This is a genomic window from Reichenbachiella sp. (assembly GCF_039941815.1).
In the GTDB taxonomy this organism is placed as follows: domain Bacteria; phylum Bacteroidota; class Bacteroidia; order Cytophagales; family Cyclobacteriaceae; genus Reichenbachiella.
In genome coordinates this window covers 299,122-313,591 of sequence record NZ_JBDVDW010000032.1, presented here as the reverse complement: position 1 = coordinate 313,591, position 14,470 = coordinate 299,122, and the positions used below count along the sequence as shown (strand labels likewise).

The 14,470-nt window shown below is 37.4% G+C and carries 10 protein-coding genes; 8 read left to right on the top strand and 2 right to left on the bottom strand.

Annotated features, from left to right (window positions below; genetic code table 11):
- Nucleotides 1–2: 2 nt before the first annotated feature.
- From ABJF11_RS08615 to ABJF11_RS08585, 7 genes are all read left to right on the top strand, one after another.
- Nucleotides 3–887, top strand: a complete 885-nt coding sequence (locus ABJF11_RS08615; RefSeq protein ID WP_348119401.1) for a class I SAM-dependent methyltransferase — start codon at nucleotides 3–5, stop codon at nucleotides 885–887.
- Nucleotides 884–2,605 carry an Ig-like domain-containing protein gene (locus ABJF11_RS08610; RefSeq protein ID WP_348119400.1) on the top strand — a complete coding sequence of 574 codons (1,722 nt, stop codon included), beginning with the start codon at nucleotides 884–886 and terminating at the stop codon, nucleotides 2,603–2,605. The genes ABJF11_RS08615 and ABJF11_RS08610 overlap by 4 nt, the downstream gene beginning before the upstream one ends.
- Nucleotides 2,606–2,987: 382 nt before the next feature.
- Nucleotides 2,988–4,799 (top strand): tetratricopeptide repeat protein, encoded by a 1,812-nt coding sequence (locus ABJF11_RS08605; protein WP_348119399.1) that lies wholly within the window; start codon nucleotides 2,988–2,990, stop codon nucleotides 4,797–4,799.
- Nucleotides 4,799–5,299, top strand: a complete 501-nt coding sequence (locus ABJF11_RS08600) for a thermonuclease family protein (RefSeq protein WP_348119398.1) — start codon at nucleotides 4,799–4,801, stop codon at nucleotides 5,297–5,299. The genes ABJF11_RS08605 and ABJF11_RS08600 overlap by 1 nt, the downstream gene beginning before the upstream one ends.
- A gap of 192 nt (nucleotides 5,300–5,491) precedes the next feature.
- A complete protein-coding gene (locus ABJF11_RS08595) occupies nucleotides 5,492–5,956 on the top strand; it encodes a MarR family transcriptional regulator (RefSeq protein ID WP_348119397.1) in 465 nt (154 codons plus the stop codon).
- Nucleotides 5,949–8,351 carry a 3-hydroxyacyl-CoA dehydrogenase/enoyl-CoA hydratase family protein gene (locus tag ABJF11_RS08590; RefSeq protein ID WP_348119396.1) on the top strand — a complete coding sequence of 801 codons (2,403 nt, stop codon included), beginning with the start codon at nucleotides 5,949–5,951 and terminating at the stop codon, nucleotides 8,349–8,351. The genes ABJF11_RS08595 and ABJF11_RS08590 overlap by 8 nt, the downstream gene beginning before the upstream one ends.
- Before the next feature lie 39 nt (nucleotides 8,352–8,390).
- A complete protein-coding gene (locus ABJF11_RS08585) occupies nucleotides 8,391–9,566 on the top strand; it encodes an acetyl-CoA C-acyltransferase (protein ID WP_348119395.1) in 1,176 nt (391 codons plus the stop codon).
- A 66-nt stretch (nucleotides 9,567–9,632) separates the two neighbouring features.
- Here ABJF11_RS08585 and ABJF11_RS08580 read toward each other — a convergent pair whose 3' ends face one another.
- The gene (locus tag ABJF11_RS08580) at nucleotides 9,633–11,549 is read right to left on the bottom strand and encodes a DUF3857 domain-containing protein (RefSeq protein ID WP_348119394.1); all 1,917 of its coding nucleotides are present in this window, start codon (nucleotides 11,547–11,549) and stop codon (nucleotides 9,633–9,635) included.
- A gap of 4 nt (nucleotides 11,550–11,553) precedes the next feature.
- Nucleotides 11,554–13,590 carry a DUF3857 domain-containing protein gene (locus ABJF11_RS08575; protein WP_348119393.1) on the bottom strand — a complete coding sequence of 679 codons (2,037 nt, stop codon included), beginning with the start codon at nucleotides 13,588–13,590 and terminating at the stop codon, nucleotides 11,554–11,556.
- Between the two features lie 413 nt (nucleotides 13,591–14,003).
- Between ABJF11_RS08575 and ABJF11_RS08570 the strand changes: the two genes are divergently transcribed.
- A complete protein-coding gene (locus tag ABJF11_RS08570) occupies nucleotides 14,004–14,420 on the top strand; it encodes a MaoC family dehydratase (RefSeq protein ID WP_348119392.1) in 417 nt (138 codons plus the stop codon).
- Nucleotides 14,421–14,470 lie beyond the last annotated feature (50 nt).

Sequence of the window (14,470 nt, the reverse complement as noted above, 5' to 3'; positions counted from 1 at the left end):
TTATGTACGAAAAAGTAGAATCCTGCCCTTCCTGCCATTCAAAAGATTTTGTAAATCACATGATATGTGATGATCATTCTGTATCACATGAAAGCTTTGCTATCATGAAGTGCAAAAACTGTAACCTTCTACTCACCTCACCGCGACCCGATGTTCAATCTATCGGAGCATTCTATAAATCAGAAGATTACATTTCGCACACTAATCAAGCAAACAGCTTGATAAACCGAGTATATAAAATTGCTCGCAATTACACGCTCAGAAATAAATTTCAGCTCATTAATAGATTAGCTTCAAAGAAATCATTGTTGGATTTCGGGAGTGGTACAGGACATTTTCTAAACTATGTACAGGCTAAGAATAATTGGAAAACTATAGGAGTAGAGCCAGACGAAATGGCGAGAACAATTGCTATAAGTGACCATGATCTAAATGTTGTAGAGTCGTTAGAAGATCTGCCCGATAAAAAATTCGGAGTCATTACACTTTGGCATGTATTAGAGCACATTCATGATCTCAATAAAACTATACAAACCCTAAGAAAACATTTATCCAAAGAAGGCAAGCTTGTTCTGGCTCTTCCCAATCACCTATCACTGGATGAGCAAATCTATAAACAGTACTGGGCAGCATACGATGTACCAAGGCATTTATTTCACTTCAATCAACTGACTATCAATCAGTTAATGCAGTATAACAATTTTAGTTTAGTAGAAACCAAACCAATGAAGTTGGATTCCTATTATGTAAGTATGCTAAGTGAAAAGCATAAATACGGCAAAATAAATTATTTCAGATCTATTGTAAATGGCTGGAAATCAAACAATTGGGCTCGAAAAAACGATAACAACTATTCAAGTCTTATCTATATATTCAAAAAAGCATGAGAGCAATATTTCCTGTATTATTAATAACTCTATCAATATATATATATGCATGTGCAAATCAAGGCACACCGACTGGAGGACCTAGAGATACTATTCCTCCTACATTACTTGAAACTCTCCCAATTAATAAATCTACCAACTATAAAAACAAGCAATTCAAGTTTGTATTCAATGAAAGAGTCAGTGCAGATAAGCTAAAAAGTCAGCTGCTCATCACACCCCATATTGAGAACAAGTATTCCGTGAAAGTAAGAAAAAATGAACTGACTCTAGATTTTGATGATGACTTCAACGACAGCACTACATATACACTAAACTTTTCGGAAGGAGTCGTAGACCTCACCGAAAAAAATCCTGTGGTCAATCTAACATTTGCATTTTCGACAGGACAACATATTGATTCCATTTACATCAATGGTAAAGTGACTGATCTGTATACCAATAAATCACAGTCGCAGTTCATAGTTGGATTGTACCCACTTACAGACTCAACAAATCTCTTGGAAGATAAACCAAGGTATTTTGCAAAGACCAACGAACAAGGCCAATACCTCATTGAAAATATTAAGAATGGATATTACAAAATATTGACCTTTGAAGATCAAAACAAAAATCTTACATTAGATCCGGAAACCGAGCCACACGGATTCTTAGCGGACTCTACTAATCTCAATTTATCACTAGATTCAATAAGGTTATATACACAACTTATAAATGCATCAAGCTTCAAATTTATAAGGTCAAAAACTACCGGGAGGTACTTCGATCTTCAATACAACAAACCCGTTTTCAGTATCAATATAAATAAGGCAGATTCCTCAGAAAACCTAAACCTACCATGGTTCAATAAAATCAAAAGTAATAAAACAATAAGGTTCTATCCAGACACTACTTTCCGATATGATATCGACAGTCTGAAGGTAATTGTACATGCTGTGGATAGTATGTCTAATCAAACAATAGATACTGTACATGTCAAATTCATAGAATCCTCCAGGAAAGCTGAAACGTTTAGTTATAAGCTGTCACCGCAGTCAGGATCATTCATACGTCAAAACGTATTGCATACCTATACCTTCAATAAGCCAATCAAAACATTCAACAAAGACAGTATAAAAATTCACTATGACAGTCTTGCCATTCAAGGAATACCCGACAGTACAATAGAATGGAACATCAATAGAACTAAGCTTCAATTTGAAACCTTTATAGATCAAAACTACCTCAAGTCACAAATAGATACACTACTCAAAATTTATTCAGATACAACCTTGACAGATTCTGTTTCACTATTAAAAAAGGATTACTACAGCCAGGTCAAAACCAACCAAATTACAATAGCATTTCCAAAAGGAACATTTATCAGTCTTGAAGATGACAGTACAGAAGCCGTTAGAAATACACACAAGTTTAACTCTCTTGATCAACTTGGATCAATCGCTGGAACAATAAATTCTTCCCACCAATCGTACATTCTACAACTCGTAAATCCAAAATATGAAGTCATTGAAGAAATCATAAACCCTAAACAATTTAGTTTCACTCATGTGAAACCAGGCAAATACACGTTTAGAATAATGATTGATACCAATCAGGATGGTACATGGTCCTATGGTAATATTCTGCAAGATCGAACACCCGAAGAAATCTACTTCTATCCAGAAATATTTGATGTCAGAGCGAACTGGGAATTAGAGAATATCCAAATTACATTCTAACTCTTGTGTGGATAAGATGTAAATCAAACTTGCATAACACGTTCACTTATCAAGACACATTCACATTTTAACTAAAATAATGAACACCTCAAGGATAACTTCTCCGTTCTTATGATATATCAACATTTTCTACCAGCACAGATGAATGTAAATAAGTAATACACAAGAAGAAAAGTAGGTGTGAATAAGTCAATAGTAATCTAAAAATCAATAACTTAAGATGTGAATAACATGTCGCTATATATTAGTAGTACACCAATGAATAACAATTAGGATTCAACAAAATAGTTATAAACATATCTACAGCCCTAATAAATAATAGTAATTTCTTTAATCTATATTTTTATTTTAAAGAAGGAGTGAAAATGTGGACAACTGAAAAATGAGGAGAGCTTTTCAAATACTAATAATAATTTTGCTCCCGATAGTGGGGGCGGCTCAAAATTCTAATCAAGTGCAGCTTGCTCATGAATATTATAATACCGGTCAAACAGACAAGGCCAAAGATATTTATGAAAAACTATCTGGCAATCCACAATACATTCAGCAAATCCACAATAACTATCTTAATATTTTAATTTCCGCTGCAGAATATAAAGAAGCCGAAAAGCACCTCAAAAAAGCAAGAAGGTATTACCCATCCAATGTTTACTATAGAATAGATGAAGGATTACTTTATCAAACTATGGGTCAAGAAGAGCGAGCAGATAAAATTTATACCGAAGCCATAGATTATGCTAAGGATAATAAATATCTAATCCGTACCGCAGCTCAATATTTTATAAGTAAGCAACTCACCCCATACGCATTACAATCGTATAAGGCAGGTCGGAAAAATGATCAAGACAAAACCAGCTATGCCTTGGAATTGGCAAACACCTACCGAGTGCTTAATCAAAAGGATAAAATGATCGAGGAGTATTTGCTTTTTGCGACTATCAGTCCATCCAACCTTAGATACATAAAGAATATTCTACAAAACATTTTGCAAGAAGATGAAGACATCGAAAATTTCAAAAATGTACTAATTGATAAGGTTCAAAGACAACCCAATCAAGAAATATATCCCGAACTGCTGATTTGGGTCAATTTACAACAAAACGATTTTTATGGTGCCTATATTCAGGCCAGAGCTGTGGACAAAAAGAAAAAGTCTAAGGGAAGTAGAGTAATCCAAATTGGCAATATTGCTTTGGAAAACAAAGCCTATGATGAAGCCATAGAAATATTTACCTATGTCTCTCAAAACTATCCGAACACAGGAAACTATATCAATGCGCGTAGAAAAATCATTAAAGCAAGAGAAGAAAAGGTAAAAAATGATTTTCCGGTTCAAGAAAATGCAATTAGAGAACTTACCTATGATTATAGACAATTGATCCTGGATATCGGTGTAAATACTCAAACCATCGAAGCACTAAGAAGTAAGGCTTTGCTACATGCTTTCTATCTGGACGAACTGGATTCTGCAATTGGTATTTTAAATAAGATTATCCTAGCTCCCAGAATAAACCCGATACTGAAATCAAAAAGTAAATTGGATCTCGGCGATATCTATTTACTTACCAATGATCCTTGGGAAGCCACCTTGCTTTATTCTCAGGTTGAAAAAAATAACAAAGACAGTCCAATAGGCTATGAAGCGAAATTGAAGAATGCAAAACTCAATTATTTTCAAGGGAACTTTGAATTAGCAAAAAGCCATCTTGATATATTAAAACTGGCAACCACTCGGGAAATATCCAACGACGCCATATCTTTAAGTTTACTCATTCAAGATAATACGGTTTTAGATTCTTCTGATTTTACGATGAAGGAATTTGCCTCTATAGAGCTTATGCTTTTTCAAAACAAAAAAGACAGCGCATTGATAGCATTGAAAAATATGCTTACGAAATATCCCGGCCATTCACTGACAGATGAAATCTATTGGAAAATGGCTAAAATAAATCTTGAACTGGGAGCATTTGAAAATGCATTGCTCGAACTCCAAGCCATTTCGTCCCAATATCCAACGGATATTTTAGGAGACGATGCTATGTTTTTATCAGCGCAGATCTATGAAGAGCACTTGTACGATGAAAGTAAATCGATGGAAATTTATAGAGATTTCTTAATTACATATCCTGGCAGTGTATATGTCGCCGAAGCCAGAAAGCGATTTCGTAAATTGAGAGGCGATAATATTAATTAATGCAAAAAGGAAGTTTAGACATGCTCAGAAAAGTTTTAACCCTCATTCTTTTTTCTATGCCAGCCCTACTCCAGGCTCAGGAAATTTTTACCGGAAAAGTTATTAGTGTATACAATGGGGATAGTTTTACAATCGAATCAGAAAACGGCACCATTTTGAAAGTAGTAGCCATGGGTATTGATGCTCCCGAGCTCCCCCAAGATTATGGATTAAAATCGAAAGAATTTGCTGAAAAAATTCTATTAAACAAAAAAGTTAAAGCCTACCTCATGCCCGGAGAGTTTTATGGAAGAAGAGAATGTGTAGTAGTGACATCTGATAATATTCATTTCAATTATGAAATGGTCGTCACGGGCAATGCCTGGTGGGACTATAGATATTCAAAAGATCAATTTTTAGAGTTAGCTCACAAAACAGCTATTTCAAAAGAAGTCGGTCTTTGGGTAGATCGTGGTGCACAACCGCCTTGGGATTGGAGTAGAAGCAAAAGAAAACGTTAGAACAGTCAGCCAAATTACTTCCTGATACCTCGCAACTTATACCTACTTTCCATATTTGACTTGATACCCCAATAACTCAGCTGATTCCTCCAGATCGATAACCCAAGATAATTCCAAATAATAGTATGCATGCATAACATTTTTTGTATATCTTTGATCTTAGTCGAAAGTACTTATTTAACAGTTTAATGTATGCGAAAGGAAGAAACGGTCGATTACCATATCAAAGTCGTTTGGCACGCCATTTCCAGAATGTATAATCAAGGTGGTTCTATAAAGGGAATTACAGCATCATCGGGATTTGTGCTACTCAACATTGACCAGGATGCAGGGACACCTGCTACAAAAATTGCTCCCCTACTAGGGATGGAATCCCGAAGCCTCACTCGCATGCTAAAAAACATGGAGGATACCGGGCTCATCTACAGAGAAAGAGACACAGAAGACAAACGATCAGTAAGGATATATTTGACAGAGGCCGGCCAAAAGAAAAGAGACTTTTCCAGAAAGGCTGTGATTTTTTTCAACGAAAAAGTAAGAGAATCAATTTCAGAAAAAAAGCTAGAAGCCTTTTTCGAAGTCATGACTGTGATCGACAATGTAATTGAAGAAAATAAAAATCTTGACCAAAAAATTGAGTTAATCGAAAATGAATAGAGCTATCAAAAAAGTTGCAATTCTTGGATCTGGAATTATGGGTTCTAGAATTGCATGTCACTTTGCAAACATTGGAGTAGAAGTTCTACTACTCGATATTGTTCCTCGCGAATTGGATGATGAAGATAAGGCAAAAGGCCTTACACTAGAAGATAAGGTGGTACGAAACAAAATTGTAAACCTTGCCTTTCAAAATACCCTAAAAGCAAAACCAGCTGCACTCTATAACAAAAAAAGTGCTTCTTTGATTTCCTTGGGGAATTTTGAAGATGACATGTCCAAAATTTCCGAATATGATTGGATCATGGAAGTTGTCGTTGAAAAACTTGAAATAAAGAAAATAGTTTTTGATCAAGTTGAAAAATATAGAAAACCAGGAACATTAGTCACTTCCAATACGTCAGGTATCCCAATTCATTTTATGGCTGAGGGCAGAAGTGATGATTTCAAAAAACATTTCTGTGGAACCCACTTTTTCAACCCTCCCAGGTATCTAAGACTTCTGGAGATTATTCCGACAGCAGATACCAATGCAGAGGTGATTGATTACCTCATGAATTATGGTGACCTCTTCTTGGGAAAAGAAACAGTACTTTGCAAAGACACTCCCGCATTTATCGCCAATCGAATTGGAATTTATGCGATCATGTCTGGCATGCACGCAGTAGAGAAAATAGGCCTCACCGTAGGTGAAGTTGATAAACTGACAGGACCTATCATTGGCAGAGCCAAATCTGCTACATTCAGAACAATGGATGTTGTTGGTCTGGATACTACTGTGAACGTCGCCAGCGGATTATATCAAGGTCTGCCTGATGATGAATCCAGAGAGGCATTCAAACTCCCTAAAATTGTACAGGAGCTCTATGACAGAAAATGGTGGGGAGACAAAACAAAACAGGGCTACTTCAAGAAGACCGTAGACGAAAGCGGGAAGAAAGAAATTCTTGAACTCAATCTAAAAACATTTGAATATGGCCCACGAACAAAAGGACACTTCGATGTCCTTGGCCAAGTCAAAGACATTGAGAATGTAAAGGAAAGAATACCAATTTTGGTTAACTCTGATGGTAAAGCAGGAGAATTCTACAGAACCACTTTCTATGACATGTTCAAGTATTGTTCGATGCGTATTCCTGAAATCGCAGACGAGTTGTACCGAATAGACCAAGCAGTAGCTGCGGGTTTTGCCTGGGAAATCGGACCATTTGCTACTTGGGACGAATTAGGGCTCAAAGAAACCGCCGCAAAAATGGAAGAAGCCGGAATGAAACCAGCTGATTGGGTTTCCGAAATGATCGCTGCCGGACATGAGAGTTTTTACAAATTTGAGAATGGTAAAAAACTCTATTATGACATTCCTACAAAATCCTATAAGGTCATACCAGGGACAGAAGGTCTAATCATATTGGATGCATTCAAACAAAACAATATTGTATATCAGAATCCTGGGTGCACACTATATGACGTAGGTGATGGAATTCTAAATTTAGAATTCCATACCAAAATGAATGCGATGGGTGCTGAAATCATTGAAGGTATCAATGCTTCCATCTCAAAAGCTGAAGAGAGCTATAGAGGATTGGTCATTGGCAACGAAGGTCAAAACTTCTCCGCCGGAGCAAACCTTGCCATGCTATTTATGTATGCAGGTGATCAGGATTATGACGAGATCAACATGATGATTGGCCATTTTCAAAATACGATGATGAGAGCCAGATATTCTTCTATACCTGTAGTGGTGGCTACTTCTGGAATGGCACTTGGTGGTGGATGCGAATTGTCCTTGCACTCAGATCATATTCAGGCACATACCGAAACCTACATGGGATTGGTTGAAGTAGGTGTTGGCTTGATTCCTGGCGGCGGCGGTACCAAAGAGATGACTCTTAGAACATCAGACGCATATAGACCAGGTGATCCTGAGCTAAATATTTTGCAAGAAAACTTTATGTCTATCGCTACAGCTAAGGTCGCTACTTCTGCTTATGAAGCTAGAGATTTAGATTTTATTAGAAAATCTGACGATTTCACATTGAATAGATCAAGATTATTGGCTGATGCCAAACATAAAGCAATAGAGCTGGCTGAAGCCGGGTACACTCAGCAGGCGCAGAGAACAGACATCAAAGTGCAGGGCAAATCTGGCTTAGCAATGTTTGAGGCTGGCGTGGCAGGGATGCGATATGGAAACTACATTTCAGACCATGATATGAAAATAGCAAAGAAAATATCCTGGGTTATGAATGGAGGAGATCTTTCAGCGCCGACACTAGTATCGGAGCAATATCTATTGGATCTCGAAAGAGAAGCCTTTTTAAGTTTGACAGGAGAGCCAAAAACATTAGAACGAATCCACAGTATTTTGTTCAAGGGTAAACCTCTCAGGAACTAATTTCTCGAATCTTGAATTATTAAATTAGATACTACAAAAATGGAAGCATATATAGTTAAAGGATATAGAACAGCAATTGGTAAATCAAAAAGAGGAGGTTTCAGATTTTCTCGACCAGATGATCTGGCTGCTGACGTAATAAAACATTTGGTAGCTGAGGTGCCTGCTCTGGACCCGAAAAGAATTGATGACCTGATTGTCGGCAACGCCATCCCGGAAGCAGAGCAAGGAATGCAAATGGGAAGAATGATTTCTCTTTTGTCATTACCCATCGAAGTTCCTGGGGTCACCGTCAATAGATACTGTGGATCCGGATTGGAAACTATAGCGATCGCGGCGGCCAGAATCAAAGCCGGAATGGCCGATTGTATTATTGCAGGAGGCACAGAATCAATGTCTTTGGTTCCGATGCTGGGCTACAAAACAGCACTCAACTGGAAGATAGCAGAAAACCATCCTGAGTATTATTTAGGTATGGGCCTTACAGCTGAAGAAATAGCTGTCGATTACGGTATCACCCGAGAAGAGGCAGATGAGTTTTCCGTAAAATCTCATGATAAGGCTTTGGCAGCCTTGAAAGATGGAAAATTCAAGGATGAAATTGTTCCAATCACGGTCAGCGAAACCTATGTGAATGAAGAAGGCAAAAAAGCTGAGCGTGAGTATGTTGTTGATACAGACGAAGGACCAAGACAAGGCACTTCAATGGAAGGATTGTCCCGATTGAAACCAGCGTTCAAAATGGGTGGAGTGGTCACAGCGGGGAATTCATCACAGACGTCTGATGGAGCTGCTTTCGTGATGGTGATGTCTGAAGCCATGGTTAAAGAATTGAATCTTGAGCCAGTAGCCCGAATGGTAACCTATACTGCGGCGGGGGTAAATCCAAGAATCATGGGTATCGGTCCTGTTGCAGCTATTCCAAAAGCGCTGAAACAAGCAGGTTTAAAACTTAATGATATTGATCAGTTTGAACTGAATGAAGCTTTTGCCACTCAGTCTTTGGCTGTAATAAAAGAAGCTGGATTAGATCCTGAAAAAATAAATCCGAATGGTGGAGCCATAGCTTTGGGTCATCCACTAGGGTGCTCAGGGGCTAAGCTTTCCGTTCAACTCATAAATGAAATGAGAAGAAGAAATCAAAAATATGGAATGGTGACAGCTTGTGTTGGCGGTGGCCAGGGTGTAGCAGGAATCTATGAATTCTTGAAGTAACCTGAAGTTTTTTATTATGAGAAAATGCTGATGCATTATTAAGCCTCATCACTGATGAGGCTTTTTTTATGTCTTATCGACAAACACAACTTTAGCTTTGTCGCCCTTCACAATGGCGCGATAGAAGTTTCTAAATTTGTCATATGACTCTTTAGGAAACGTTCCTTTGTTCCATCGTAGTTGTCGGACATAGATCAGTTCCCGATTGTTGTATTCGAAACTTACATTGTATTTTCCAAATTCATTGCTGATAGCAATGTCCTCCGGTAAATACTCAATGTGTAAATTTTCTGGAATTTTATAAACCAACGAATCACTGTCATAGAATGCAGAAGATAGGACTACCTCTGTTTGTCTGTTGGAAATTCTTCGAGGAGCTTTTTTCCATCTATTCATCATATTTGGCCGAACGAAAAAGCGTTCACCATTGACCGATGCCATCGACCGTATGGTGATCTCGATGTGTTCATCAATGGATGGTATCTTATCCTTTTTCAAATTAAAACTAAAATCATCAACTTGAAATTCAGGAATATCTGTGTTGTTGTAAATCCATTTTTTTAGTTTTTCTTCTCCGTCATTGATCACCCAATTCAAATCATTATTTTCATACTGGGTACCCGTATATTGTATATCTACTGTGGCCGTTGCATGGCCATCTTTGGAGATATCGATTTTGGCTCTGGTAATTTGTCTGTTGTCCTCCACTGAATACGACGGGGTTCTTACAATTTTGCCGCCATCCTGGGTCACAATCATAACCTCCCTGTCTCCGGTGAACTCGCCTAGATACCCAAAAGGGTTAGTCTGGCTGGTACACTCCAACCAAACCGTATCTTGGTCGTTGGGCACGCATAGTATTATATGATTGGAAGCCATATACGGAAAATCGTCGAACAACTTTGGTGGATTGCTTCCTGCATATACTTTGGTATAATAAGAGTTAATTCCAACAGATTTCAATAAGGAGTAAGTGTAGTTTGATAGTGCTTTGCAATCCCCATATCCCAACTCATCGACAGAAGTAGCCTCGTAGGGTTGCCACCCTCCTATTCCCAATTGAATACTTACGTAGCGAGTTTTGTTTTGTACATATTCATATACCGCGCGTATTTTATCTTCTCTGGATTCAAATTGATCGGTAATTTGTCGAATCTCATTTATGGATTTTGAACTCAGACTATCGCGGCCTTGATTAAGTTTAAGTTGCCACAAACCATAATTTTTCCAGCTCTCCATATTTCCATCGAAACCATCAAAATACATTTCAGATGGTGCTAGCAAAAGTTTTGGTACAGTTTCAAAAAACGCAGGCCCATATGGCTCACGTTTTGTTGCTTTTTGATTCTCCACAAAAAGGGACATGAAAGACATACCGTCTTCCGTGGATTCTTTTAGTTCCAAATCGGTATTTAAAAACTTATATCTTGGTTTAAGTTCAGTCGGACTGGAAAGGTTATAAATCGAGTGAACAACTGATACATTCTCATCAGGAACTGCGTACCAGTTTGGAATATAAAAGAGGGATTGATAAACTACTTCACTTTTGAACTCGACAGTGTAAGGAAAACTAGGTTGTGACACGTCCAGATATTTGATTCTACTGTCATCAAAAATAGTCCCGCCAGATACGTTGCTATAATCATCAAAATCATAACTGTAAAATGTCCTTACCTCATTTCCGTTAGCGTCCAGTACCCTAGCACTAATGCTTTTGACCTTTGAGTGTTTATCATAACCCTCATACAATTCGGCAAATTTCTTACCCTTGTTGTTGAGAATTGTAATGACCTGATGTTTTTCTTCGATAGTTTTTTTGTTAGACAGAATCTTGATTTCAGTCTTATCTAATTGAAAAACAGCGTTTGCGTTTTTCAATAATGAATCTGGAATATACCTAATGGCGTATCCACCCTGACCAATAGCCTCTGAACCGATCGAAGAAAATAATAAAACAATAAGGGCAAGCCTTTTAACAGTCATGTTATCAGGATTTTTTCAATACAATCTGTTCATTTTGCTTTGATATAATTTGGGCAAAAAACTCCTTGAGGTACGCATATTCATTTGAAGAAAACTGTATTTTATTTATTGCCAATTTGCTATACACCGTGAGTTTATTACCGAGCTGAGTTACCTGAAATTTATAGTTTCCACTTTTCTCAGGAAGAGCCAAAGCAAGTGGCGTTGGCGATTGTTCCATGACATACCCATCAGGTATCTCAATGGTGACATAATACATCTCTTCTATAGTAGAACCAAAGTCAACCGGGTACTTACGCTCTTCTAGCTTAAATGGATTTGATTCTTGTTTACCATCAAACATTGGTGATATATAGATTATGCTAGCTCCACCAGAGTTGTCTGATTCAATTTCCAAATCATAGTTCTCAGTGAAACTTTGAGAAAGATCTTTTGCATTTTCTACGTCTAAAGAATTGACTTCCCATGGAGAATTATCCATTTTATTGTCAACATAAGTTTGTTCACCGCTATTGAGAAACTCTTTCCTTGGAATTCTTGCACTATATCCACCATAGGCATATTTTAGATTACCGGTTATCATACCCTCATCGTCTAATACCAAAGCACCTGATATTTTGGTTGACTTTTTAGCTTTCGACGTTACGTTTACCCAACCAGGGTTGTCTTTTGAAATAGCAAAACCGCTACCATTCAGACATCTTTCCGGTAAAGTATTGATTGGGAGATATGGGTCAGTCGCATCCAAAAGCATGTACTGATCACCTATATACACTTTGCAAATCACGTAATTGAATTGATCCATCATTGGAAAATCTTTTTTGACTATCCCGTGGTTACGTGTACTTAATATCACAGGATCTGCCCTTAAGCCTGCTTTTCTCAGCAATGTGGTCAAAATCAAATTGACTTCAGCAGCGCTCCCTTTTCCCTCACTCAATGGGTTTTTTAAGGAATAGTCCCCAGTTGTCTTTAGTGTACATCTGTTCTCTCCATTCCATGATACTTTGGATTTCACAAACCCATAGACCTGAGCAATTTTTTCTTCATCGGATAACCCTTCAAGAGGTAAGTCTTTAATTGGATTGCTTAGCTTCCAGGCTCTAAACAAATGCTCTCCAAAATAACTCGCCTCCAAAAATCTTCTGTTAAGCTTGTCCCAAGATCCCATGTAGTCTATTTCTGGAGAATTTTTTTCTTTTATGAAAGCCAATTCATAACTGACTTTGGAAATGTAGTTATTTGAAGAAGTCATAAAGCTTTCTTTCTCAAACTTGGGAGCATCCTTGACGACCCAGATTTTATTTTCTTCTCTATAGCTGACAAGATTGACGCTTGACTCCGTTCTAGCGGCGCCAAATTTTTGTGCGGTACCTGCCTCAGCAATAGTTACATTTTGAGGTCGCATTTCAGATGTGGCAACATGAAATGGAAGAAACCCTTGAGGAACGACCTTGTAGATAAAATACTCTGGAATCTTACTACGAAATTCACTCCATACTACAGGAATAGAACTCTGAAATTCCCAATCGTCAAAATTGAATAAGAAATCAGAAACAATAATGTATGAATATTCTAAAACAGAACCTTCCTTGACATCAGGCATGGTAAATTTTGTCACATCACGATTAGAGCTATATTTCTCTTCGAAAATCGATGATTTTTCCAACTTACTCTTTACAATTTTTTTCCCCTGCAGATTATAAGTGTATCCTTTGAGATAGTTCAATTTCTCTTTATCTCCATATTGATTGTAGAGGTAAATTTCTCCATCAGCCCATTCATAACCATCTTTTTTAAGAATCTTGATTCTTCGATGAACTTCAGTTACAAGCTTCCACCCTTCTCGATGGGCGTATTCTATTTTGGACACACCGTAATCACAAAGAATAACCGCACTTGCGCTTGAATCTTTTTCATAATATTTCATTTGGAGATCGGACAAATTGATTTTACCAAACTTCATTGGCGCCGGCTGACCAAGCGCCGGGTTAGATAATAACAATAAACTTAGTAAGGAGAGTACCAAAAGTGATTTCATGCTGAGTAGTGTTTTAGAAAAAATTCCTGAAAACTAACTAATATTTTACTTTGGTGACGTTTGATCTGGTATTAATTGATAGAAGCCGAAGACCTGTTCGTAGATTTTATAGTCAAATGGTTATTCATTAGACCTTTTACAAAATTAAATCTCGCTTTATTGGATTAATTGATTAGAATGTTTGGTTCGGCTAAATGAGTGTTGAAAAAATTTCCAACTTCTTTGGTTCCTTACTACTTTTAGAGTTCAAGTGGATTCTTTTATTAGACTACTTAGCATACTAATCCAACGAATGACAGGCAGATAATCTATGTAGAAGATCTGCCTTTTTTATTAATCGGGGCCTACATCTAGATTGTCACACTTCAATATTGTAATTACCTTTATCCCTACAACTACTATATCATAAACCGATGTTTTTAAAAATAGGCGATACATTTGAATCTTCTTTTTGCATTACTCAAGAGCAGGTAAATGCCTTTGCCGAGCTTTCTGGAGATAAGAACCCGTTACATCTCGATGCTGAGTATGCTGCCTCGACCAATTTTAAATCGCCGATTGTTCATGGGATATTTACAGCAGCTGTACTATCAAAAATTTTAGGCATGGAATTTCCCGGACCTGGTACTTTCTATCTCGGACAATCGCTTGGATTTAAAAGAGCCATATATCCTGATAAGAAGTACAGGGTAAAATTGGAAATTACGGATATCAAAGTTGGCAAGCACATCGCAACAATAAGCACTCAATATTTTGAGACGGAATCTGGACGTGATAGAATCGTTTTGGACGGTGAAGCGGAAGTAAAGAACCTCGAGCGTATCCCCTAACCGTTCATTATAATTTCTGATACTAATCAGAAAATCATTTCATATTCGAA